This window comes from Bradyrhizobium frederickii (genome assembly GCF_004570865.1).
Classification (GTDB): domain Bacteria; phylum Pseudomonadota; class Alphaproteobacteria; order Rhizobiales; family Xanthobacteraceae; genus Bradyrhizobium; species Bradyrhizobium frederickii.
The window spans coordinates 1-24292 of record NZ_SPQS01000005.1; the positions used below are offsets into that span (position 1 = coordinate 1).

A 24292-nucleotide genomic window follows, 5' to 3' on the forward strand; every position below is an offset into this window, starting at 1 on the left:
TCGGCCTTCCCTGCGCGGTGGTCGGACGGCTTATGCCGTGCTCTCCCGGGAGCCGAACTTTCCTTCTGGCCTCCCTCGCCGGTCGAATTGGCGATGCCGTCCACCCGGTTGGGCTCGCGCGCATCTTCGATCCGGCTTGACCGTAGCAACGACGGCCAGGACCACACGGTTTTGCCGTACGCACGGCCCGCCATGTCGCCGCAGTTTTTCCAGCCCTGTCGACGGAGCCGGAAACTTACAGGCGAGACGAAGCCTAGCAGCGCCGTTCGTCCGCACGCGGCCACGGGCTCACAGGGACACCCCGCCCTGCCCGCACCTCTCGCGCCGACGCTGCCGCGTCCACCGCAAGCCCGGCTCGCGAAATTGACGACCGCAAGATCGCCCCTCTTGAGTGAGCCGGGATGGGCGACACTTACGCTAAAACCGAATTTCGGTAAAGTGGAATATTTTAGCGGCGGTGGGTTGACACGGGGCGACACAGCAAGGTGCCGTAGGGTGGGCAAAGCGCAAGCGTGCCCACGTCTTTTCGCCGACGTCGAGAACTCGTGGGCACGGCGCAAGTGCGCCTTTGCCCACCCTACGAGAGTTCGCTACGCGTCCTCGACGCCCGCCTCGTGCGGCGTGAACTGGTAGACCGAGCTGCAGAACTCGCAGGTCACGACCACCTTGTCGTCCTTGACCATCGCGGCGCGGTCGTCGGGCGAGAAGCTCTTGAGCATCGCGGCAACCGCATCGCGCGAGCAGGAGCACTGCGCCTTGAGAACCAGCGGATTGAACACGCGCACGCCGCGCTCGTGGAACAGGCGGAACAGCAGGCGCTCGCCGGAGAGCTCGGGATCGATCAGCTCGACGTCCTCGACGGTCTCGATCAGCGAACGTGCCTCGACCCAGGCATCGTCCTCGGTGACGGCATGCACCTCGACGCCATCAGGGGCATCGCCGGGATGCAAGTCCGCCTGCCGGGCGCGCTCCGGCGCCTTCGGCAGAAACTGCATCAGCATGCCGCCGGCACGCCAGCGATGCTTGCCGCCGTCATTGGAACGCCACTCCTCGCCGACCGCGAGACGCACCTTGGTCGGGATCTGCTCGGAGCGCAGGAAATATTCGTGGGCGGCGTCTTCCAGGCTGCCGCCGTCGAGCGCGACCAGGCCCTGGTAGCGGCTCATGTCGGGGCCCTGGTCGATGGTCATGGCGAGATGACCGCGGCCGAGCAGCGCGCCGGAATCCTTGGCGTCGCCGAGACGCGCGGCATCGAAGCGAGCATAGGCGCGCAGGCGATCCGGCGCCTGGTAGTCCACCACCAGGAACGACACCGGACCGTCGGTCTGGGCCTGGAGGATGAAGCGCCCCTCGAATTTCAGCGCGCTGCCGAGCAGCGTCGTCAGCACGATGGCCTCGCCGAGCAGCTTGCCGACGGGCGCGGGATAATCGTGCTTGGTCAGGATGTCGTCGAGCGCCGGGCCAAGCCGCACCAGGCGCCCGCGCACGTCGAGTGCATCGACCTCGTAGGGCAGCACGGCGTCATCGATCGGAACTGCGGATGGCGCGCGAACCGGGCCTTCGGACCCGGTCTTCATGTCAGGAGATTGGAAAACCATGGCGCTCTATCTGGGGGTCGGGGGTGGAAAATGGAAGGGGCGCGGAGGTGGTGTGTTCCGGGTGCGGGTTGAGCGGTGGCAAGCCGCCTCAAATTCGATGTCGTCCCGGGGCGCGCGAAGCGCGAGCCCGGGATCCATAACCACAGGCTGCGATTTGGCGAAGACTGTTGGCGTCGCCCAGCCTGCCACAAGAGAGATTCCGCGGTATGGGTCCCGGATCGGCGCGCGCTTGTGGCGCGCTGGTCCGGGACGACAATTGTGTATGAGGCGGCGGCCAGGCCGCCGGCGCGGTTATTTCACCGCGTCGAAGCACCAGGCCAGAATGCCCTTCTGCGCGTGCAGGCGGTTCTCGGCCTCGTCGAACACGACCGATTGCGGGCCGTCGATCACCTCGTCGGTGACCTCCTCGCCGCGATGGGCAGGCAGGCAATGCATGAACAGCGCATCGGGCTTGGCGAGCGACATCAGCTTGCCGTTGACCTGGTAGGGCTTGAGCACGTTGTGGCGATGCTCGCCTTCCTTGTCGCCCATCGACACCCAGGTGTCGGTGACGACGCAATCGGCGCCGCGCACGGCGGCTTCCGGATCGGTGCCGAGCACGATCGGCGCGCCCGTCGCCTTGACCCAGTCGCGCATCGCCTTTTTCGGCGCGAGCTCCGGAGGGGTGGCGACGTTGAGCTGGAACTTGAAGCGCTCGGCGGCGTGCGCCCAGGAGGCCAGAACGTTGTTGTCGTCGCCGGTCCAGGCCACCGTCTTGCCCTCGATCGGGCCGCGATGCTCCTCGTAGGTCATGAGGTCGGCCATCACCTGGCAGGGATGCGAGCGCCGCGTCAGGCCGTTGATCACGGGCACGGTGGCGTTGGCCGCAAGCTCCAGCAACGCATCGTGATTGAGGATGCGGATCATGATGGCGTCGACATAGCGCGACAGCACGCGCGCGGTGTCGGCGATGGTCTCGCCGCGGCCGAGCTGCATCTCGGCGCCGGTGAGCATGATCGCCTCGCCGCCGAGCTGGCGCATGCCGACGTCGAACGACACCCGGGTCCGCGTCGAGGGACGCTCGAAGATCATCGCCAGCGTCTTGCCTTCGAGCGGCCGCACCGGCTGCTGCGCCTTCTGCTTCGCCTTCATGGCGCTTGATGCGGCGAGCATGCGCTTGAGCTCCGACAAGGGCAGCTCGTTGATGTCGAGGAAGTGCTTCGGCGTCTTGGTGGGAGACTTGCTCATCAGCTTGCCGCCCGCTTGCTCTGACCGGCCGCCAATGCGGTGCAGGCACGCTCCAGCCGCCCGACGCTGTCCTCGATCTCGGCCTCGGTGACGATCAAAGGCGGCAGGAAGCGCACGACGTTGTCGCCGGCCCCGACGGTCAGGAGCTTTTCGTCGCGCAAGGCGGCCACCAGATCGCCCGAGGGCACGACGGCCTTGATGCCGATCAGGAGGCCCTCGCCGCGCACCTCGTTGACGATGTCGGGGTGACGGTCGATCACGGAGGCGAGCTTCTGCTTGAGCAGCAGCGACATCTTCTGCACGTGGTCGAAGAAGCCGGGCTTGAGCATGACGTCGAGCACGGCGTTGGCCGCGGAAATCGCCAGCGGATTGCCGCCGAAGGTCGAGCCGTGCGAGCCGGGGCCCATGCCGGCCGCCGCATCCGCGCTCGCCAGCACGGCGCCGATCGGGAAGCCGCCGCCGAGCGCCTTTGCCAGCGACATCACGTCAGGCGTGACGCCGGTGCGCCGATACGCGAACAGATCGCCGGCACGGCCCATGCCGGTCTGCACCTCGTCGAAGGCGAGCAGCAGGCCCTTCTCGTCGCAAAGCTGGCGCAACGCCTTGAGGAAAGCGGGCGGCGCCGAACGCACGCCGCCCTCGCCCTGGATCGGCTCGATCAGGATACCGGCGGTGTCGGGGCCGATCGCCTTCTTGACGGCTTCGAGGTCGCCATGCGGCACCTGGTCGAAACCGTCCATCGGCGGACCGAACCCTTCGAGATATTTTGCAGAGCCCGTCGCAGCGAGCGTCGCCAGCGTGCGGCCGTGGAAGGCGCCTTCGAAGGTGATGATGCGGTAACGTTCCGGATGCCCTTTGGAGAAGTGATGATGGCGCACCAGCTTGATCACGCCCTCCAGCGCCTCGGCGCCGGAATTGCAGAAGAACACGAAGTCGGCAAAACTCTCGTTGCACAGGCGCGCGGCGAGCTTCTCGCCGTCCGGGCTCTGGAACAGGTTCGACATGTGCCACAGCTTCGTCGTCTGCTCCTGCAACGCCTTGATCAGATGCGGGTGGCAATGGCCGAGCGCATTGACGGCGACGCCCGAGGTGAAGTCGAGATAGCGATCGCCATTGGTCGCGATCAGCCAGCAGCCTTCGCCGCGTTCGAAACCGAGGTTGGCCCTGGCGAAAACGGGGAGCAAATGCGGCGCGGCGCTGTTGGTCATGACGTCACTTGAATGTTGCGGACGGTGGGACGCGTGCATTGCGCAACGCACCATTGACCGGCCCGGAAAACGAAACGTGCCGCCTTTTAAGGGCGGCACGCGCAACTATCTTAGGCCTGGTGAAACGGGAGTCAATGCCGCCCGAAAGCCCCGGGAAACGCTGATTCCGTAGTCTTGCGGTGCCGATTTTGCGGGTTTTTCACCACGGAACATGTGGACGCGAGTCGGCGGACTCTTGCGCGGGAGTCACGCCATATTGTAGCGTTTGGACTGTCAGATACGACATCTCGTGCAGCAGTTCTGATCCCTTAAGTCCTCATGTACCGGCGTAAACGTTCGGGCGTCTTGAGCGCGCCCGGCGAGCCTTAAGGGATTCTGGCGGCACGGGTTTTTGAAGGCTTAGACAATCGCTGCGAAGGCCCCAGGATGGCAGCCGCGCGGCGAGGGAAAGGGTGCAATGACGGTTTTGACCTGGTCCGACGATCGCGTCGAGCAGCTGAAAAAGCTCTGGGAGGCCGGACTTTCGGCCAGCCAGATCGCAGCAGAGCTCGGCAATGTGACCCGCAATGCCGTGATCGGCAAAGTGCACAGGCTCGGCCTGTCCGGCCGCGCCAAGAGCCCTTCGTCGGCCGCGCCCCGGCCGCGCAAGGCGCGTCCCGCCCAGCACATGATGCGGGTGACCCGCCCCATCGCGCGCGGCAACACCGCGCTGGCGCAGGCCTTCGAGGTCGAGATCGAGGCCGAGCCCGTCACCTACGACAACGTGGTGCCGATGAGCCAGCGGCTGTCGCTGCTCGAATTGAACGAGGCGACCTGCCACTGGCCGGTCGGCGATCCCTCGAGCCCGGATTTCTTCTTCTGCGGCGGCAAGGCGCTGTCCGGCCTGCCCTATTGCGCCCAGCACTCGCGCGTGGCGTATCAGCCGGCGGCCGATCGCCGCCGCGCACCGGCGAAGCCCACGCGGTGAGACCGCGAAATTAACTGATCGCCTAGACTGCAGCCGTCACACGATGACGGCTCCAATTATTCGGTGTCATCCCCGCGAACGCGGGGATCCATAACCACAGGGCGCAATTGTTGCGCGAGATGGTGACTCCGAGTCTTCACCAAACCACGTCCTGTGGTTATGGATCCCGGGCTCGCGCTACGCGCGCCCCGGGACGACAGCTGAGATTGCGGCCACAGCTGCCAGCAAACAACTCACCCGACCTTACGCCTGCTCCGCCTTGGCGAAGCGATCGTCCAGTGCGTAGCCGGCGCCGCGGACGGTGCGGATCGGATCCTGCTCGCGGCCGAGATTGAGCAGCTTGCGCAGGCGGCCGATATGGACGTCGACGGTGCGCTCGTCGATGTAGATGTCGCGGCCCCAGACGCTGTCGAGCAGCTGCTCACGCGAGAACACGCGGCCGGGATGCTCCAGGAAGAACTCCAGCAGGCGATATTCGGTCGGGCCGAGGTCGATCGGGCGGCCCGAGCGCGCGACGCGGCGCTTGTCGCGGTCGAGCTCGATGTCGCCATAGGCGAGCACGGTGGCGAGCCGCTCGGGACTGGCGCGGCGCAAGAGGCCCTTCACGCGCGCCAGCAGCTCCGGCACCGAGAACGGCTTGACGATGTAATCGTCGGCGCCGGTCGCAAGACCCCGCACCCGCTCGCTCTCCTCGCCGCGCGCGGTGAGCATGATAATGGGCAGCTGCTTGGTCTCGGGCCGGGTGCGCAGGCGCCGGCACAGTTCGATGCCGGAGAGGCCCGGCAGCATCCAATCGAGCACGATCAGATCGGGAATGTGCTCCTTGAGGCGGGTGTCGGCGTCGTCGCCGCGCATCACCGTCTCGACGTCATAGCCGTCGCCTTCGAGGTTGTAACGCAGGAGCTCGGTGAGAGCTTCCTCGTCCTCAACCACCATAATGCGTGCGCCCATGGTGTCGTCGCTCCTAGGTATTCGGGATCGTCGTGGCGAAGTTCGTCATGTCGCCCTTCGGCCGCTTGTCGGTGATCGCCTGGCCCTCGATCATGTAGAACACGGTCTCGGCGATGTTGGTGGCGTGGTCGCCGATGCGCTCGATGTTCTTGGCGCAGAACATCAGGTGGATGCAGAACGAGATGTTGCGCGGATCCTCCATCATGTAGGTGAGGAGCTCGCGGAACAACGAGGTGCAGATCGCGTCGACTTCCTCGTCGCCCTTCCACACCGCCATCGCTGCCGGCAGATCGTGCGCGGCATAGGCGTCGAGCACCGACTTGACCTGCTGCTGCACCAGGTCGGTCATGTGCTCCAGGCCGCGGAACAGCTTGAGCGGATGGAAGTCGGTCTCCAGCGCCGCGACGCGCTTGCCCATGTTCTTGGCGAGGTCGCCGATGCGCTCGAGATCGGTCGCAACCCGCATGGCGCTGACGATCTCGCGCAGGTCCACCGCCATCGGCTGGCGGCGGGCGATGGTGAGCACGGCGCGCTCCTCGATGCGCTTCTGCAGCGCGTCGAGATCGGCGTCGATGGCGACGACGCGCTGGCCGAGCGGGACGTCGCGGCGGATCAGCGCATCGACGGAATCGACGATCATGCGCTCGGCGATTCCGCCCATCTCGGCAACCAGGCGGGTGAGCTCCTGGAGGTCGGTGTCGAAGGCCTTTGCGGTATGTTCAGTACCCATATTGCGTCTCCTCAGCCGAACCGGCCGGTGATGTAGTCCTGCGTCCGCCGGTCGGTCGGCGACGTGAAGATCTTGCTGGTGTCGTCGAACTCGATCAGCTCGCCCAGATACATGAAGGCGGTCTTGTCGGAGACGCGCGCCGCCTGCTGCATGTTGTGGGTGACGATCGCGATCGTGTAGTTCTCGGACAGTTCCTGGATCAGCTCCTCGACCTTGGCGGTCGAGATCGGGTCGAGCGCCGAGCAGGGCTCGTCGAACAGGATCACCTCGGGCCGCACCGCGACGGTGCGGGCGATGCAGAGGCGCTGCTGCTGGCCGCCGGAGAGCGACAGGCCGGAGGCGTTGAGCTTGTCCTTGACCTCGTTCCAGAGCGCGCCGCCGCGCAGCGCCTTCTCCACGCGACCGTCCATCTCGGACTTCGAGATCTTCTCGTAGAGGCGGATGCCGAAGGCGATGTTCTCGTAGATCGTCATCGGAAACGGCGTCGGCTTCTGGAACACCATGCCGACCCGGGCGCGCAGCAGGTTGAGGTCGAGCTTGGGATCGAGGATGTTGGTATGGTCGAGCAGCAGCTGGCCGGTGGCGCGCTGGCCCGGGTAGAGGTCGTACATCCGGTTGAAGATGCGCAGCAGGGTCGACTTGCCGCAGCCGGACGGGCCGATGAAGGCCGTGACGCGGTTGGTGCCGAGCGCCAGATTGATGTTCTTCAGCGCGTGGTGCTCACCGTAGTAGAAGTTGAGGTTGCGCGCGGTGACCTTGGCAGGCGCCTCGGGCAGCGGCTGCGAGCCGGGATGAACGCTCGGCGCGCTGACGGAAACAGACATTTCACTCATTTTGCGGTCCTCTCGGCACCAAGGATGCGGGCGCCAATATTCAGGGCAAGCACAGTCAGGGTGATCAGCAGCGCGCCGCTCCAGGCGAGTTGCTTCCAGTAGGCGTAGGGGCTCTGCACGAAGTTGTTGATGGTGACCGGCAGGTTGGCCATCGTCTTGTCCAGGCCGAGGCTGAAAAACTGGTTGGACAGCGCGGTGAACAGCAGCGGCGCGGTCTCGCCGGCGACGCGGGCGGTGGCGAGCAGCACGCCGGTGATGAGGCCGGAGCGGGCGGCACGGTAGGCGATGCGCTTGATCACCAGCGAGCGCGGCAGGCCGAGTGCGCTGGCGGCTTCACGCAGCGGGTTCGGCACCAGCAGCAGCATGTCCTCCGTGGTGCGCACCACGACCGGGATCACGATCACGGCGAGCGCCAGCGCGCCCGCGAGGGCCGAGAAGCCCCGCATCGGCACCACCACCGCGCCGTAGATGAACAGGCCGATGATGATCGAGGGCGCCGAGAGCAGGATGTCGTTGATGAAGCGGATCACCGAGGTCAGCTTATCGTTGCGGCCGTACTCGGCGAGGTAGGTACCGGCGAACAGGCCGAGCGGCGCGCCGATGCCGACGCCGATCACGGTCATGATGATCGAGCCGACGATCGCATTGCGCAGGCCGCCGTCGGTCGAGCCCGGAGGCGGCGTGTCCGCGGTGAATAGCTCCAGGTTCAGGCCGCTGATGCCGTTGTAAAGCAGCGTGACCAGGATCAGCGCGAGCCAGGTAACGCCGAAGGCGGCGGCGGCGATGCAGAGGCCGCGGATGACGATGTCCCAGCGGCGGCGGCGTGCATAGATCGGGTTCATGGCTTCACTTCCCGGCCTTGGTTTCCAGGCGCATCAGCATCAGCCGCGCGGCCGCGAGCACGAAGAATGTCAGCACGAACAGCAGCAGGCCGAGCAGGATCAGGCCGGACTGATGCAGGCCGTCGCTCTCGGCGAACTCGGACGCGATCGCCGCCGAGATCGTGGTGCCCGGGGCGAAGATCGAGGAGGAGATCCGGAACGAATTGCCGATGATGAAGGTCACCGCCATGGTCTCGCCGAGCGCGCGGCCCAGCGCCAGCATGACGCCGCCGATGATGCCGACGCGGGTGTAGGGGATCACCACGCTGCGGACGACTTCCCAGGTGGTGCAGCCGACGCCGTAGGCGGCTTCCTTCAGGACCGGCGGCACCGTCTTGAACACGTCGACCGAGATCGAGGTGATGAAGGGCAGCACCATGATGGCGAGGATCAGCGCGGCGTTGAACAGGCTGAGATAGGACGGGGGACCCGCGAAGATCGCGCCCAGCACCGGGACGCCGTCGAAGATACTGATCATGAAGGGCTGGAAGGTGTTGGCCAGGAACGGGCCCAGCACGAAGAAGCCCCACATGCCGTAGATGATCGATGGGATGCCGGCGAGCAGCTCGACCGCCATGCCGATCGGGCGGCGCAGCCATTGCGGGCAGAGCTCGGTGAGGAAGATGGCAATGCCGAGGCCGACGGGAATGGCGATCAGCATCGCGATGAAGGAGGTGACGAGCGTGCCGTACATCGGTCCGAGCGCGCCGAGCACGGGCGGATCGGCCGACGGCGCCCAGCGCTGCGTCCACAGGAAGGAGAGGCCGTATTCCTTGATCGCCGGGAACGCGCCGACAATCAGCGAGATGATGATGCCGCCGAGAATGAGCAGCACCGAGATCGCGGACAACCGCGTGATCCAGTAGAAGGTGACGTCGCCGAGCTTGAACGCGCTCAAGGCCTTGGCGCGGTCATACGGTCCGGCATCGTCGATCACATCGCTCTGAACGGCCATTTCTGCCACGCCGATCCCCTGTACCAAAGAATACACTTTTTATTGGTCTCGTGCCCCGGATGCGGTGCAGCGCGTAGCGGTGCACCGCTGATCCGGGGCCCAGTTCTTGTGGGTCCCGGCTCTGCGGAGCAGCACTTGCGTGCTGCGCCGCGTCCGGGACACAGGAGCTTATGGTCTCAGCTCTTGATCTCGGCAGCCCAGGTCTTCTCGATCTGCTGGACGACGCTGTCCGGCATGGGGATGTAGTCGAGCTCCTCGGCCGCCTTGCCGCCGTTCTTGAAGGCCCAGCGGAAGAACTTGATGGCTTCCTGCGAGGCCGCCTTGTCGGTGGCATCCTTATGCATGAGGATGAAGGTCGCCGCCGTGATCGGCCAGGACTTCTCGCCCGGCTGCTCGGTCAGGATGACGTAATAGCCGGGCGCCTTGGCCCAGTCGGCGTTGGAGGCGGCCGCCTGGAAGGCTTCGACGGTCGGCTGCACCGGCTTGCCCGCCTTGTTGACGAGGCCGGCGTAGGTCAGCTTGTTCTGCTTGGCATAGGCGTATTCGACATAGCCGATCGAGTTCTTGGTCTGGCCGATATTGCCCGACACGCCTTCGTTGCCCTTGGCGCCGACGCCGACCGGCCACTCGACCGCGGTGCCCTCGCCGACCTTGCTCTTCCAATCCGCGCTGGCCTTGGAGAGGTAGTTGGTGAAGTTGAAGGTGGTGCCCGAGCCGTCCGAACGGCGGACCACGGTGATCGCGCCCGACGGCAGCTTCAGGTTCGGATTGAGCTTCTTGATCGCGGCGTCGTCCCACTTGGTGATCTTGCCGAGATAGATATTGGCCAGCGTCTCGCCGTCGAATACCAGCTCGCCCGGCTTCACGCCCTCGAGATTGACGACGGGGACGATGGCGCCCATCACCATCGGCCATTGCACGAGGCCATCCTTCTCGAGCTGCTCGGCCTTGAGCGGCGCATCGGTGGCGCCGAAGGTCACGGTCTTGGCCTGGATCTGCTTGATGCCGCCGCCGGAGCCGATCGACTGGTAGTTCAGACCGTTGCCGGTTTCCTTTTTGTAGGCGTCAGCCCACTTCGAATAGATCGGGAACGGGAACGTCGCGCCGGCGCCCGTGATGTCGGCGGCAAGCGCCACCGTCGTCGATGCGGCGACCAAGCCGGCAGCGACCATCGTCTTGAGGAAATTCATGCTGGTCTCCATACAGGGGAGCGAAGCGCCATCCGCGCCCGATCGCGCTCCCCGCGCCGCCCCTTTAGGAGCGGTCGGCTGTGCTTTTACGAAGGTTTCGTGACAGTCGGATGACACTGACAAGCAATTGATATTGCTCGTATTTCAGGTCGCAGCGAGAGTCTTGATTTGGGGAAAACAGGCGGTGAAAGTGGCGCCCTGCTTGGGCACGCTTTCGATCAGGAGCCGGCCGCGATGACGGTTAAGAATATGTTTCACCAGCGATAATCCGAGGCCGGTGCCGCCCTGCGAGCGGCTGTCGCCGACGTCCACGCGGTAGAACCGCTCGGTCAGCCGCGGCAGGTGCTCGGGTGCGATGCCGGGGCCGAAATCGCGTACCATGATCCGGATTTCCTGAGTTCCGTCAGGGGCGGCGGCCGAGGTCAGCGACACGATGACGCGTCCGCCGGAGGCGCCGTATTTGAGGGCGTTCTCGATCAGGTTCTCGAACAGGCGGAGCAGTTCCTCGCGGTCGCCGGCGATCATCACCGGGCTATCCGGCAAATGGATCTCGACCTCGACCTGGCGCTCGCGCGCCAGCGGCTCGAGCCCGTCGGCGACCTGGCGGATGATCGGCAGGAGGTCGACCAGGGTGTCGGGCCGGACATGGGCCGACAGCTCGACCCGCGACAGCGACAACAGATCGTCGATCAGGCGCGCCATGCGGGTGGCCTGATTGTGCATGATGCCGAGGAAGCGCTCGCGCGCCTTGGGATCGTCCTTGGCCTGCCCCTGCAGCGTGTCGATGAAGCCCGACAGCGCGGCCAGCGGCGTGCGCAGCTCGTGGCTGGCATTGGCGACGAAGTCGGCGCGCATCTCCTCGACCCGGCGCAGCGGCGTCTGGTCGTGGAAGGTCATCAGCATACATTTGTCGGCGCCTCCGAAGCTGGTCGGCACCGGAACCGGCGTGATCATGAGCTCCATCCAGCGATCGACCGGGACATGATCGAGATAGGTCGCGCGCCGCGGCTCGGTGGTCGCGATCGCCTCGCGCAGCGCCGTGATGATCTCCGGCGAGCGCAGCGCGAACTGGGCGAGCTCGTTCCTGCGCAGCGCCGGCGCGAGCTGGGCGGCGGCGGCATTGAGGTGGATGACGCGGCCGGCGCGGTCGAGCAGCACCGCCGGATCCGGCATGCCGGCCACCACCGCGGCCACCGCCGCGCTCTCGACCGGATTGATGCGCCCGACGTCGTCACGCGAAGCGGCGGGATCATGCAGGCGCCACGGGATCAGCGCAGCGGCGGCGATGCAGAGGAATACGATCGCGGCGTGCAGCGCCGCCAATTCGCCGAGCGAGACGAAGACGGCCAGCGCCAGCGCCGCAGCGATCAGGATGATCGTCGAGTGCCGCAGCCGGTCGGACCAGGGCTGGGCCGAGGGAGAAGAGGGGGCGTCGATCGCCATCGGGGCGGACTTCTCCTGGGGGCTTGTCTCAAAGCTTGGCGCCGTCAGGCGCCGCTGTCGCTACGCTCTCTCACATAGGCGGCTTCGCGCGCCGGGCCGGGGTCGAGCTTGAGTGCCGCCTGCTGCAAGCGCTTCGATCGTGCGCCGATGATAACTTCGCGAAACGTCAGCAAGATTACAGAGATGACAAAGGGGGACAGATAATAGAGGACGCGGAACAGCAACATGCCGCCCAGAAGCTCCTCGCGGTCCATCTGCCAGAGGCCGACCAGCATGGCGGCGTCGAACACGCCGAGCCCGCCGGGCGAATGGCTGGCGAAGCCGAGCAGCGTCGCCGACACGAAGATCACCGCGACCACCACGAAGCCGAGATTGGGCTCGTCCGGGACCAGCACGTACATCGCCAGCGCACAGAAACCGAGATCGATGATGCCGATCGCGATCTGGAGCAGCGTCAGCGGGCCGCCCGGCAGCACCACGGTCCAGGGCCCGCGGCCGACCACGCGCGGCTGGGTCCAGACCCAGACCACGTAACCGACCAGGCTTGCGATGATCATCAGCGCCAGCGTCCGGTTCAGCCACGGCGGCAGCTGATCGATCGAGGCGGCGGCCTCGGGATGATAGGCGATGCCAAGGCCGAGCACGGCGGCATTGCCGAGCCAGAAGGTCAGGCCGGCGAGGAAGCAGATCTTGGCGACGTCGATCGCGTTCAGCCCATAGGCCGAATAGATGCGATAGCGCACCGCGCCGCCGGTGAAGACGGAGGCGCCGACATTGTGGCCGATCGAATAGCTGGTGAAGGCGGCGAGCGCGTTGATGCGATAGGGCACATTGGGGCGGCCGATCGCGCGCACGGCGAACAGGTCGTAGAAGGTCAGGGTGAAATAGCCCGCGGCGACGAACAGCGCCGCCATCGCAATCTGGCTCGGCTCGGTGCTCTTGATCGCCTCGAGGACCTCGTTGAAGTCGATGCCGCGCAGCATGTGGTAGAGCACATAGCAAGCGATGCCGATGACCGCGACGCTGATCACAACGCCAAGCTTATGCAGGATTTGCTTCTCGCGCAGAAACGACGTCGCCCTGCGTATGGCTTCCAGCATCTAGACCTCGAACAACGCTTCAGCGGCCAGAACGGCCGGCGGACAGGCGGACGGCGCACAGGCACGCGACGCCCCCTCGGCGCCGGCTCCGGCATCGCGCATGCCCCCTGCCTCTCCACTAGCGCGTTTTGGGCCGGAGTGGAATTCGCCAATTCGAACAAAAACACGTGCCTTCAATATTTTAGGCAGGGTCTTGGCTCCTGATGCAGGGTTTGGCGCCTTCGGCGGCAAGCTTGAGGCGAATCTCCTTGGCAATCCTGCGCAGACGCCATGAAGTTTTGATGATTTCGGCCGCACAATGTTCCGTCACGCCTTAAGCCGACGTCAATCTATGGACGGCGCCCGCCTGTTGAAAGAGGGGCATCCTGGGCATCGTTCGCGGATTGTCCCGATGCGCCGGAAGGTCGCGGGGCCGTGACCTGCCCTCAAGGCGCGGTCAGATAGCCGCGGCGATAGGCGCCGGCCTGATCGTCGAAGATCGCCATGGCGGTGGTCATCTGCCTGAAGCCCAGGCGCTCGTAAAACCCTTCCTTGCCGGGCACGGCATAGAGGATGATCTTGCGATGGCCGCGGCAACGCACAAGCAGACGTTCGATGATGTCGCGCCCAAGACCTTGCCCCTGGCGGTCCGGGTGTACGGCGATATCGCAGAGATAGGCGCAGTCCCGGCCGTCGGCCAGCACGCGCCCCGCTCCGACGATGCGGCCGTCCTCCATGGCGAAGGCGCGGAACATGCTGTTGCCGAACACCAGCGCAAGATCGGCCGGCGTCTTGTTGCCGAGCGGGGCGATACGATAGAGCTCGGACAGCTCGTCCCAGTCGGTCCCGGCGAGATCGTCAACCCAGACGATCGACATTGCGAAAACCCTCCCGGCTCATTCCCGCGCGGCGATGACGGCAGCGACGATGTCGTCGCCGTCAGGAAAATGGCCCTTGCTGCGGCTGGCGACAATCCGGTCGCCGAGCTTGACCTGGAAAATACCGCCCTTGCCGGGGACGAGATCGGCGTCCAGCCCCAGCTGTCGGCGCAGCGCGGCAGCCACCTCTTTGGCGCGCTTCTCGTAGCCGCACGGCCGGCAATAGATGATGGTCACCTCCGACATCCCGCCCTCCTTCAGGCCGCAAGCTGCCGGCGCACCGCTTCGATGCCGGCGATCCAGCCGGCCACGGAACGGCCGATCGCCTCGGAATGATCCTCCTGGAGGTAGTGCCGACCGGGGCCGAGGCGAACGAGCGCGCAGTGCTGGAGCGAGGCCGCGAACGTCGCGGCGAATTCGGGCGGAACGACCGCGCCCGGCTCGCCCGCGAACAGCAGCTTCGGATATGAGGACGCCCTCAGCGAGGCGTGAGCCGATTGCAGCGCCTGATAGACATCGGCGGGCTCGCCGGCGATCGGCAGTTCACGCGGGAATGCCAGAACCGGACGGCGGCTCTCCGGGGTCGGAAAGGGCGTGCGATATGGCGCCATCTCGTCTTCGCTCAAACTGCGCAGGATACCCGCCGGCAACACGCGTTCGACAAAGGCGTTCGCGTCCAGGATCATGGCCTCCCCCTCGCCCGGCGTCCTGAATTTGCGGAACGTCTCGCGCGCAGCTTCGACCTGGTGGAAATCCTGCCAGGTCGGCATCGGCCGGATGAACTCCATGAAGGCAAGGCCGCGCACCAGCGCCGGCCGGCGCGCCGCCAGATGAAACGCAAGCGCCGTGCCCCAATCCTGCGCAACGAGATAGGCGGAGGAAATGCCGAGCTGTTCGATCAGCGCGTCGAGATAACGCACATGGTCGACGAAGCGGTAGGCGATGTCGGGTTTGCCGGAGCGGCCGAAGCCGATGAGATCGGGCGCAATGCAACGCGCCACCGGCGCCACCAACGGCAGGATGTTTCGCCAGATGTGCGACGAGGTCGGATTGCCGTGAAGGAAGAGCGCGACCGGCGCGTCCCGCGCGCCCGTCTCGCGATAGGCCATCGTGCTTCCCAGCACGGCGGCGCTGCGGATCTGAATCTCGGCTTGCTGGCTCATGTCGGCTCCTTGAAGACAGTCTTGAAGGCGATGGTCTTGAAGCGCTCGAGCGCCTGGGGCGTGCGGTCGACCTTCATGCGCAGGATCGCGCCCTGCCAGGACGCGAGCAGGAAGTCGGCAAGCTCCTCAGGCTCGAATTCGGAATCGATTTCGCCGCTTTCCTGCGCCTCGCGGATGCAGGCAGCGAAGGGCATGCGCCATTCGGCAAATATTTCAGCAAGGCGGGCGCGCAGCATCTCGCTGCTGCCGGCCGCTTCCAGACTGAGATCGCCGATCAGGCAGCCGCGTCCGTAGCCGTCGGCTTCGAGCCGTCCGGTGATGATGTCGAGATAGCGCTTGAGCCGCGCCCGCGGGCTCAGCGAGCCGTCTTCAAGGGCCTCCGCGACCAATCCCTTCGTGATCTCGAAATAGCGATCGAGCACCTCCGAGGCGAAGGCTTCCTTGGAGCGGAAATGATTGGTGAAGGACCCCTGTGGCGCGCCCGCCGCGGCGGTGACATCGCGCACGCTGGTGCCGTGATAGCCGGTCCGGAACATGACCTTGAGGCCGGCGTCGAGGATGGCGTCTTTGAGCGAGGGCTTGGGCATGAGGGAATAATACGTACGTACGTATTATTGTCAAGCACTGAGATTTCCTCCGCTCGGTGACCCGTGTCGGGACGATGGGGGCTTGGTGGCGGAGCCTCAGCCGGCCCGCATGCTGCGCGCGACAACGCGGTCGCGCAGCCAGGCGCCGATGGTGCAGCCGACGAGGTAGCAGGCGAACATGATCAGGCCGAGGTCGAGCCAATAGCCGAAGCGGCCGGGGACCACATGGGCGAACGAGGCCGCGACCAGGGCGGCGGCGAGCGCGGCGAGCCAGCGCGCGGTCACCTTCGAGGTGCCGTTGCCGCGCTGGACCACCGAGATCCAGCCCATGCAGAAGCCCAGCAGCACCGAGCCGATCAGCCAACCAAGATGGAACGAGACGAGATAGGGCATCGTCACCTCACCAGAAATTCGATGCGGCGGTTCTGCGCCTTGCCGTCGTCGGTATCGTTGCCGGCGACGGGCTGCGTGCTGCCATGGCCAACCGCGGTGAAGCGGCTCGCGGGCAGGCCGGCCTTGACCAGATAGTCGATCACCGCCTGCGCGCGCTTCTCGGAGAGGGCCCGGTTGAAGCCGTCCTCGCCGTCGGCATCGGTATGCCCGGCAACCTCGATATTCACGGTAGGGCAACGCAGCGCCGTCTCGATCAGATGATCGAGGATGGCAGCGGAATCCGGATCGATGTCGGCACGCTTGGGCGTGAAGCGGATCTTGCCCTTGGCCAGCAGGTCCGTGAACAATTGCTGGCACACGGTGCCGTCGACCGGCCCTGGCGCAGGCTTCACGGTGATCTCCGGCTTGTACTGCCAGTTCTTCGGGAAGTCCTTGCCGAGGCCTGCACGGATATCGTTGGCGGCCCCCTCGTAGAGCGCATCGCCCGACAGCTTCACCTCGCGATCGGACACGACGAGCGTGCCGGTCGACAGCCGCGACAGCGCGCCGAGCGCGGCGACGACGGCGGTGTTGAAGGAGCCGGGGGCGCCGAGACTGGCCTTGAGATTGTCGACCACCTTCTCGGTGAAGAACTTTCGCGCGGCGCTGGTGGCGATCGCCGCATGCACATTGTTGTCGGGGACGTAGCCGGTCAGCGTCACGGTCGCCGCGACCGGATCCTTGTAGGCCTGGAAGATATAGGGCGGCGCCTTGACGTCGTTGGCGGCGACCGAAAAGCCCTCCGGCAGGTTCTTCAGCGCGGCCGCGATCGCCTCGCGGCCGCCGAGCTCGCGCGCCATGCCCGACAGACTGACCTTGGTATCCGTGATCGTGATCTTGCCGTCCTTCAGCTTGCCGATCTGGTCGAGCAGCAGCATCGCGGCGGCTTCGAACCGCGGCGGCGCACCGCGCGCCAGCCCCATCTGGTCGGCCACCTCGGCGCCGCCGACCTCCTTGCGGGCCGCCTCGGTCAGCCGGCCCTTGATCGACGGCAGCGGCGCGGAGCCCGACAGCGTCACCCGCACCACGTCGCGCTCGGCGTTCCAGACGAACGGTTGGGCTTCGGGAACAAGCCGGGTCCGGTCGTCGACCAGGCGCACGCCCGGGACGGTCTCGACCGCCGTCACGGCGTCGCGGCGCCCCTCCTCGGAGAAGGCGTCCGCGACCAGGCTGACGTCGCGGCCGTCGACCGCGATCCGGGTCTTGTCCAGAACGGTCCCCTTCAGCGCCGCCGAGCTGCGGGCCGACAGGTCGGCCTCCACCGGTAAGGTGTTATTCCAGGCCGCAAATCCCCACATGACGGCCAGGGGAATCAGCCCCGGCCACCATTTGCTGGCCCACCTGAAAAGCTTCTGCATTCGACGACCCGAACTCTGGAACCGGAGACAAAACAAACCCTTGGCAGGCTGTCAAACCGGAAATGGCGCCCTTCCGAAGGCATGGCCTGGACAATCGGAATAACTTTTTCTTCAAGGGTTCTTCCGTAAGTTGAGGACGGAATGCCAGAGTCCGCCGGCGGGTCATGAAACAACTGCGTAACAACGTCATCCGCGCCGGGCTGGGAGCACTCTATTTCAGCGGGGCACACCATCTGCTGCGCCCGCTCTTGTCGGGCGTCGGTGCCATTTTCATGCTGCACCACGTGCGGCCGGCCCGCGAGGCCGCGTTCCAGCCGAACCGGCATCTCGAGGTCACCCCCGAATTCCTGCGCGCGACGCTGTGCCATTTGCGCGCGAGCGACATCGACATCGTCACCATGGACGAGCTGCATGAGCGGCTGGTGCAGGGCCGCTTCGACCGCCGCTTCGCCGCCTTCACCTTCGACGACGGCTACCGCGACAATCTGGACCACGCGCTGCCGGTGCTGCGCGAATTTGACGCGCCGCTGACGGTCTATGTCGCGAGCGATTTTGCCGAAGGCACGGGACGGCTGTGGTGGACGGCGCTGGAGGCCGTGATCGCCAAGGCCGAGCAGGTCGACGTCAGAATCGGCCATTCCGCGCTGCGGCTCGATGCGGCGACGTCGGCGGCCAAGCAGGCCGCGTTCGACCGCCTGCACGACTGGCTGCGCGCGCTGCCGGGCGAGCATGACCTGGCTCGGGAGATCGAGGCGCTCTGCACGGCGCACGACGTCGACATGGCGGCGCTGTGCCGCAACCTCTGCCTGTCCTGGCCCGAGCTGAAGACATTTGCCGCCGATCCGCTGGTCACGATCGGCGCGCATAGCGTCAGCCATTGCAACCTTGCCAAGCTGGCGGAAGACATCGCCGCGCAGGAGCTGGCCGTGAGCCGGGCGCGGATCGAGCAGGCGCTAGAGTGCCCCGTGCTGCACCTCGCCTATCCCTATGGCGACCGCGAGGCCGCTGGCGTGCGCGAGTTCGGCCTGGCTGCGACGGCCGGCTTCAAGACCGCGGTGACGACGCGGCCCGGCATGCTGTTTGCCGAGAATGCCGGCCAGATGACGGCGCTGCCGCGCGTCTCGCTCAACGGCAATTACCAGGACGCGCGGATCCTGCCGGTGCTGACCTCGGGCGCCGCGACCGCGATGTGGAACGGCTTCCGCCGGATCGCGGCGGCGTAGCTGCTGTCGTCCCTGCGAACGCAGGGACCCATACCGCGTGATCTATCGATTACGATCGGTAGGCGTACCGAACGACCGGTCTTCGCCAAATTACCCCCTGTGGTTATGGATCCCCGCGTGCGCGGGGACGACACTGTGTTGGTTGGTCCGCCACCGCGTCTCACTCCCATCCCATCCCCAGCGCCTTTCTTGACTCCCCTTCCCGCCCCGCCCAAAACAGCGCCAACCAAGGGAGGCACCATGTTCAACGACCTGTTCTCGCTCAAAGGCCGCGTCGCGCTGGTGACCGGCGGCTCGCGCGGCATCGGCAAGATGATCGCGGCGGGATTTCTCAGCGCCGGCGCCGCAAAGGTCTACATCACCGCGCGCAAGGCGGGGCCGTGCGAGGCGGCCGCCAGGGAGCTCACCGCGCAATATGACGGCGAATGCATCGCGCTGCCGATCGACATCTCCACCGTCGAAGGCTGCGACAGGCTCGCCGGCGAGATCATCAAGCTGGAGCCGAAGCTCGACATCCTCGTCAACAATGCCGGCGCCGCCTGGGGCGCGGAGTTCGACGAATTCCCCGAAAGCGGCTGGGACAAGGTGATGGACCTCAACGTCAAGTCGCTGTTCTTCCTGACCAAGGCGCTGGCGAAACCGCTGCGCGCGGCCGCAAGCGCAGAACGTCCGGCCAAGGTGATCAACATCGCCTCGGTCGACGGCATCTTCGTCAACCCGGGCGAGACCTATTCCTATGCCGCCAGCAAGGCCGCGGTGATCCACCTGACGCGGCGCCTGGCGACCAAGCTGATCAAGGACAACATCAACGTCACCGCGATCGCGCCGGGCGCCTTCAAGTCCGACATGAACCGGGCCGCGCGCGACCACGCCGACGAGGTCGCACAGCGCATCCCGTCGCGGCGCATCGGAAGCGACGAGGACATGGCAGGTGTGGCGATCTATCTCGCCTCGCGCGCGGGCGATTACGTGGTCGGCAACACCATCGCCGTCGACGGCGGCGTGGTGTACGCGAATGCGGGGCTGGAGATAGCGGGGTAGAGGGCGAGGTTTGGCAAAGGCCGCACCTCACACTCCGCTGTCATGCCCCGCGAAGGCGGGGCATCCAGTACGCCGCAGCCTACCGGCTGAATTACTACTGTCTCTGGAATACTGGATCACCCGCTTTCGCGGGTGATGACACCATTTGTGTGGCAAAAGCGTCTGCCCCTGACGCCTACGACTCGATCTTCACGTACTCGAAATCGCCCGGCTTGTTGTCGATGCCGACCTTCGGCGGCGAGATCCAGGAGGCGTACTTGCCGGTCTCGGTGACGGGCTGCATCAGCGAGGTGATGAAGTCGCCGTCGCTGGTCGAGGGCAGCCACTCGTCCTTGCGCCTGGCCCAGGTGGCGTCGTCGATCAAGATGCCGTCGGGCGTGGCGTGCACGTCCTTGAACTCGCCGATGTGGCGGTGGAAGGCGACGTTGGGCAGCGTCAGCTTGAAGTCGTAGCCGGCGGTCGAGATCACCTTGTTCCAGCGCAGCATGCCCTTGACGCAATCCTGGCTGTAATCGTCGCGCAGGCGCATGTTGAGCGCAGTCAGCGCCGGCTCGTCGACCAGCTTGATCTCGCCGTTGATGAACTTCAGCACCGGATAGGTGGCGTTCTTGAGCTGGTGATCGTCCTCGATCTGGGTCTCGTGATAGCGGCCTTTGATGCCGGCGTTGAAGGCGTTGGCCGCGTTGGTCGAGACCTCCGAGCCGAACAGGTCGAGCGACAGCGTGTAGTGCAGGTTCAGCTTCTTCTGGATGGTCGGCAGGTCGATCACCCCGAGCGCGCGGACCTTGGCGATGTCGGTGGGATCGGTAATGCCGGCGGCCTTCATCGCATCGCAGGTGCGCTGCACCACGCGGGTGATGCCGGTCTCGCCGACGAACATGTGGTGCGCTTCCTCGGTCAGCATGAAGCGGCAGGTGCGCGACAGCGGATCGAAACCGGACTGCGCCAGCGAGTGCAGCTGCATTTTGCCGTCGCGGTCGGTGAAATAGGTGAACATGAAGAAGGACAGCCAGTCCGGCGTCGCCTCGTTGAAGGCGCCCAGCATGCGCGGCGCGTCGGCATCGCCGGAGCGGCGGCGCAGGAGATCATCGGCTTCCTCGCGGCCGTCGCGGCCGAAATATTTCTGCAGCAGGTAGACCATCGCCCAGAGGTGACGGCCTTCCTCGACATTGACCTGGAACAGGTTGCGCATGTCGTAGAGCGAGGGCGCGGTCTTGCCGAGATGGCGCTGCTGCTCGACCGAAGCCGGCTCGGTATCGCCCTGGATCACGATCAGGCGGCGCAGCATGGCGCGATGCTCGCCCGGGACTTCCTGCCAGGCCGGCTCGCCATAATGCTCGCCGAACGGCACGACGCGGTTCTCTTCCTGCGGCGCAAGCAGAATGCCCCAGCGATATTCGGGCATGCGCACATAGTCGAACTTGGCCCAGCCGCGCGGATCGACGGAATAGGCGGTGCGCAAGTAAACCAGCGATTCCTGGAAGCCTTCCGGCCCCATGTCGCTCCACCAATCCATGTAGCCGGGATGCCAGCCTTCCAGCGCTTTCAGCACCTGACGGTCTTCGGCGAGATTGACGTTGTTGGGAATCTTGGTCGAGTAGTCGACGTTCATGATGTTCATGTTCATGGCCGTGCTCTCCTTGCGATCTCGTTCCGTCATGCCCGGCCTTGTGCCGGGCATCCACGTTCTTGCTTCCTTGAGCGAAGGACGTGGATGGCCGGACTTTGTGCGAAGACGCGCTTCGCGCTTCTGCCCGGCCATGACGCGGTGAATGTCAGACTCGCGTCATATCGAATTTCGGCTTCTGGCCGCTGCCGTAGCGGCGCAGCGCGCCTTCCTCGCCGACGGCGTTCGGGCGCTGGAAGATCCAGTTCTGCCAGGCGGTGAGGCGCGCGAAGATCTTTGATTCCATGGTCTCGGGGCCGACGAAGCGCAGGCTCGCCTCCATGCCGGTGAGGCTGTCGGGCGAGAAGCTGGCGCGCTCCTCCAGGAAGACGCGAACCTCGTCGTCCCAGTCGATGTCGTCGAGCGCGAAGGTGACGAGGCCGAGCTCCTCGGCCTGCTCGGCGTCAAGGCTAGTGCCGAGCGTTGCTTCCGCGCGCTCGACATCGGAGGGGTCGGCCTGGAAGCGCGATTGCAGCCGGGTCAGCCCGTGGCTCATCGGGTAGGGTCCGAAATTCATCGCGGACAGCTCGATCGAGGGCGGTGGACGGTTGTCGCCCTGGCGCGTGCCGATTAGCATGTAGGAGCGGTCGGCCGCGAAGACGAGCTCGGCGAGGGTGCCGGCAAAGCAGGAGCCGGGCTCGACCAGCGTCACCAGCGTGCGCGAGGTGACGTCGATGCGCTTCAGCACGCGCTTCCAGTAATGCCTGATTTCGTTGACCAGCCAGTGCGCCTTGTTGGCTTCGAGGAAGGCGTCGTGCGCGAGCACATGAGCGCGGTCGCCATGGCTCTTGAAGACGAGCATGGCGATCTCGAGCTCGTTGATGCGCAAATGCAGGATGGCGTCGTCGAGCTCGCGCGCCACCCGGAGCGGCCAGAACGAGGCGCCCTGCGCCATCATGCCGTCGATGTCGGCGGGCGGCGCGGCCTCCGGCGCCTTGATCGAGATGGTGGCGATGCGGGCCGTGCGATCGATGTCGACCGTGACGAAGCCATAGCGGATGCTGGTGTCGTCGATCACGCGCTTGAGCGGCGTCAGCAGGATGCCCTTGCCGCTGCCCTTGCGCTTCGAAGCGGCAGCAAATTCGCTGGCACGCTCGGCGATCTTGGCCTCAAGCTTGGAGTTCGGCGCGATCTCGTCGACGAGGCGCCATTGCACCGCGCGCTTGCCCTTCACGCCCTCCTCGATGGTGCAGAAGAAATCGGCGTGGTCGCGGCGCACCTTGCGCTTGTCGACGACGCGCGTCAGTCCGCCGGTGCCGGGCAGCACCGCGAGCAGCGGCACTTCGGGCAACGCCACGGCGGAGGAGCCATCGTCGGCGAGAATGATGTGGTCGGTGGCGAGTGCCAGCTCGTAGCCGCCGCCGGCGGCCGAGCCGTTCACCACGGTGATGAAGCGCTGGCCGGAATTCTCCGACGAATCTTCCATGCCGTTGCGGGTCTCGTTGGTGAACTTGCAGAAGTTCACCTTGTGGGCATGCGTGGAGCCCGCGAGCATGCGGATGTTGGCGCCGGCGCAGAACACGCGGTTCTTGGCCGAGCGCATCACCACGACCTTGACCTCGGGATGCTCGAAGCGCAGGCGCTGGAGCGCGTCCGCAAGCTCGATGTCGACGCCGAGATCGTAGGAATTGAGCTTGAGCAGATAGCCCTCGAACAGACCGCCATTCTCGTCGACGTCCATGGTCAGCGTCGCGACGTCGCCGTCGACCGCGAGCTTCCAGTGCCTGTAGCGGGACGGTTCGGTCTGGAAATCGATGAATGTCGCGCCGCCTGCGAGGCGCCGATCTTCCCCGGCCATGGGTCATCCCTGAGCTTGATTATGCATTTTCGCTGTAGCGTTAGATGCACAATAGTGCATCTTTTTGAGCGCGTCTAGCCCTTAACGGAGCTCACATGCATTTTGTTTCATCTCAGAGAAGACAACGGCGGACGCTCCGAGCCCGTTGCAATTTTACGCGTTCGGTTCTGTCAGACCGCTGCCACCCTCACGCGGCGCGGCCTTGCAGTCCCTCATCATCGCGCAGGGCCGCTCTCGCGAACTGCTCGATCGCCTCCAGCGTCGCCGCAGGCGCTTCGCGATGCGACGAATGGCCCGCGCCCGAAATGATCTTCACGTCGACCGGGCAGTAGCACTCTTCCTGCGCGATCTCGACCTGACGCAGGGTGCCGTACTGGTCATCCTTGCCCTGGACGACCAGGACAGGCACGCGGATATAGGCGAGGTATTCGGAGATGTCCCAGTCGCGGAATTTGGGATCGAGCCAGGCACCGTTCCAGCCGTAGAAGGCGTTGTCGACGTCCTGGTGCCACCGCGCGAGCTTTGCCTTGAGGTCCGTGGTCTCGAACGTCGTCTTGATCTCCGCGATGGATTTCACCGAGAGGTCCTCGACGATGAAATGCGGTGCGATCAATCCGATGCCCTGCAAACGGTGATCCTGGTGCGAACCGGCATAGACCGCCGCGATCGAGGCGCCGTCGGAATGGCCGAGCAGGAGGCCGCGCTTGAACGGAATGGCGTCGAGGACTTTCGGCAGCACGTCCAGCGCCTCGCGCTGCATGTAGTCGAGCGGCCGCGGCAACGGCACGGGGCTCGACTGGCCGTAGCCCGCGCGCGAATACGCGAAGATGCCGGCGCCGGTGGCCTGCTGGAGCTTCTCGGGGAAATCGCCCCAGAGCCCGACCGAGCCGAGGCCTTCATGCAGCATGACGATGGTGGGCGCATCCGCCGATTGCGGCGCGAGCCATTTGTATTCGAGGCTGGCGCCGCCGATGTTGAGGAAGCCGGTGGGGGTGAGATTGGTCATGGTGTCACTCTTGTTCGCGCAATGAGCAGAAGGCGCTTCCGCGCACTCAGTCGTTCCCTCCCCCCTTGCGGGGGAGGG

24 protein-coding genes are annotated in these 24292 nt (G+C 65.6%); 3 read left to right on the top strand and 21 right to left on the bottom strand.

The genetic code is table 11. The annotated features are described in order from the left end of the window. The 4 genes from E4K64_RS40865 to E4K64_RS09855 form a co-directional block, all read right to left on the bottom strand. Positions 1-194, bottom strand: a 194-nt coding sequence (locus E4K64_RS40865; RefSeq protein WP_209311955.1) for a hypothetical protein, incomplete at its 3' end; no start/stop codon positions are given. 396 nt (positions 195-590) lie between these two features. Then, a complete protein-coding gene (locus tag E4K64_RS09845; protein ID WP_135163340.1) occupies positions 591-1598 on the bottom strand; it encodes an Hsp33 family molecular chaperone in 1008 nt (335 codons plus the stop codon). A 291-nt stretch (positions 1599-1889) separates the two neighbouring features. Beyond that, positions 1890-2825 carry an ornithine carbamoyltransferase gene (argF, locus tag E4K64_RS09850; protein ID WP_135163341.1) on the bottom strand — a complete coding sequence of 312 codons (936 nt, stop codon included), beginning with the start codon at positions 2823-2825 and terminating at the stop codon, positions 1890-1892. After that, positions 2825-4033: an aspartate aminotransferase family protein gene (locus E4K64_RS09855; RefSeq protein ID WP_135163342.1), complete on the bottom strand. Its 1209-nt coding sequence runs from the start codon at positions 4031-4033 to the stop codon at positions 2825-2827. The genes argF and E4K64_RS09855 overlap by 1 nt, the downstream gene beginning before the upstream one ends. 457 nt (positions 4034-4490) lie before the next feature. Between E4K64_RS09855 and E4K64_RS09860 the strand changes: the two genes are divergently transcribed. Continuing rightward, entirely contained in the window at positions 4491-5000 is a 510-nt protein-coding gene (locus E4K64_RS09860; protein WP_126257260.1) for a GcrA family cell cycle regulator, read from the top strand. 243 nt (positions 5001-5243) lie between these two features. Here the strand turns inward: E4K64_RS09860 and phoB are convergent, their stop codons facing one another. From phoB to E4K64_RS09930, 14 genes are all read right to left on the bottom strand, one after another. Next, positions 5244-5951, bottom strand: coding sequence for a phosphate regulon transcriptional regulator PhoB (gene phoB / locus E4K64_RS09865; RefSeq protein ID WP_014491300.1), 708 nt, complete (start codon positions 5949-5951; stop codon positions 5244-5246). A 13-nt stretch (positions 5952-5964) separates the two neighbouring features. Next, entirely contained in the window at positions 5965-6681 is a 717-nt protein-coding gene (gene phoU / locus E4K64_RS09870; RefSeq protein WP_135163343.1) for a phosphate signaling complex protein PhoU, read from the bottom strand. 11 nt (positions 6682-6692) lie between these two features. Beyond that, positions 6693-7514, bottom strand: a complete 822-nt coding sequence (pstB, locus tag E4K64_RS09875; protein WP_135163344.1) for a phosphate ABC transporter ATP-binding protein PstB — start codon at positions 7512-7514, stop codon at positions 6693-6695. After that, a complete protein-coding gene (gene pstA, locus E4K64_RS09880; RefSeq protein ID WP_135163345.1) occupies positions 7511-8356 on the bottom strand; it encodes a phosphate ABC transporter permease PstA in 846 nt (281 codons plus the stop codon). Before pstA ends, pstB begins: the two co-directional genes overlap by 4 nt. Before the next feature lie 4 nt (positions 8357-8360). Further along, positions 8361-9350 (bottom strand): phosphate ABC transporter permease subunit PstC, encoded by a 990-nt coding sequence (gene pstC, locus E4K64_RS09885; RefSeq protein WP_167771948.1) that lies wholly within the window; start codon positions 9348-9350, stop codon positions 8361-8363. Between the two features lie 176 nt (positions 9351-9526). Continuing rightward, on the bottom strand, positions 9527-10540 hold the full coding sequence (gene pstS, locus E4K64_RS09890) for a phosphate ABC transporter substrate-binding protein PstS (protein ID WP_135163347.1): 1014 nt from the start codon (positions 10538-10540) through the stop codon (positions 9527-9529). Positions 10541-10684: 144 nt separating this feature from the next. Beyond that, positions 10685-11983, bottom strand: a complete 1299-nt coding sequence (locus E4K64_RS09895) for an ATP-binding protein (protein ID WP_135163348.1) — start codon at positions 11981-11983, stop codon at positions 10685-10687. Positions 11984-12027: 44 nt separating this feature from the next. Beyond that, entirely contained in the window at positions 12028-13083 is a 1056-nt protein-coding gene (locus tag E4K64_RS09900) for a lysylphosphatidylglycerol synthase domain-containing protein (protein WP_135163349.1), read from the bottom strand. A 425-nt stretch (positions 13084-13508) separates the two neighbouring features. After that, a complete protein-coding gene (locus E4K64_RS09905; protein WP_135163350.1) occupies positions 13509-13940 on the bottom strand; it encodes a GNAT family N-acetyltransferase in 432 nt (143 codons plus the stop codon). Positions 13941-13958: 18 nt separating this feature from the next. Continuing rightward, positions 13959-14186 carry a SelT/SelW/SelH family protein gene (locus E4K64_RS09910; protein WP_135163351.1) on the bottom strand — a complete coding sequence of 76 codons (228 nt, stop codon included), beginning with the start codon at positions 14184-14186 and terminating at the stop codon, positions 13959-13961. A gap of 11 nt (positions 14187-14197) precedes the next feature. Then, positions 14198-15103: a haloalkane dehalogenase gene (locus tag E4K64_RS09915; RefSeq protein WP_135163352.1), complete on the bottom strand. Its 906-nt coding sequence runs from the start codon at positions 15101-15103 to the stop codon at positions 14198-14200. Beyond that, entirely contained in the window at positions 15100-15690 is a 591-nt protein-coding gene (locus E4K64_RS09920; protein ID WP_135163353.1) for a TetR/AcrR family transcriptional regulator, read from the bottom strand. Before E4K64_RS09920 ends, E4K64_RS09915 begins: the two co-directional genes overlap by 4 nt. 96 nt (positions 15691-15786) lie before the next feature. Then, entirely contained in the window at positions 15787-16083 is a 297-nt protein-coding gene (locus tag E4K64_RS09925; protein WP_167771919.1) for a hypothetical protein, read from the bottom strand. Between the two features lie 2 nt (positions 16084-16085). Continuing rightward, a complete protein-coding gene (locus E4K64_RS09930; RefSeq protein WP_135163355.1) occupies positions 16086-17480 on the bottom strand; it encodes an OmpA family protein in 1395 nt (464 codons plus the stop codon). Positions 17481-17644: 164 nt separating this feature from the next. Between E4K64_RS09930 and E4K64_RS09935 the strand changes: the two genes are divergently transcribed. After that, on the top strand, positions 17645-18703 hold the full coding sequence (locus E4K64_RS09935; protein ID WP_135163356.1) for a polysaccharide deacetylase family protein: 1059 nt from the start codon (positions 17645-17647) through the stop codon (positions 18701-18703). A 240-nt stretch (positions 18704-18943) separates the two neighbouring features. Then, on the top strand, positions 18944-19744 hold the full coding sequence (locus tag E4K64_RS09940) for an SDR family oxidoreductase (RefSeq protein WP_135163357.1): 801 nt from the start codon (positions 18944-18946) through the stop codon (positions 19742-19744). Between the two features lie 175 nt (positions 19745-19919). On the opposite strand, the gene boxB is transcribed toward E4K64_RS09940, so the two are convergent. The 3 genes from boxB to E4K64_RS09960 form a co-directional block, all read right to left on the bottom strand. After that, positions 19920-21371, bottom strand: coding sequence for a benzoyl-CoA 2,3-epoxidase subunit BoxB (gene boxB / locus E4K64_RS09950; protein ID WP_135163619.1), 1452 nt, complete (start codon positions 21369-21371; stop codon positions 19920-19922). Between the two features lie 148 nt (positions 21372-21519). Further along, a complete protein-coding gene (gene boxC / locus E4K64_RS09955) occupies positions 21520-23208 on the bottom strand; it encodes a 2,3-epoxybenzoyl-CoA dihydrolase (RefSeq protein ID WP_135163358.1) in 1689 nt (562 codons plus the stop codon). A 187-nt stretch (positions 23209-23395) separates the two neighbouring features. After that, complete coding sequence (locus E4K64_RS09960; RefSeq protein ID WP_135163359.1) at positions 23396-24214, bottom strand: alpha/beta fold hydrolase; 819 nt, start codon at positions 24212-24214, stop codon at positions 23396-23398. Between the last annotated feature and the right edge of the window lie 78 nt (positions 24215-24292).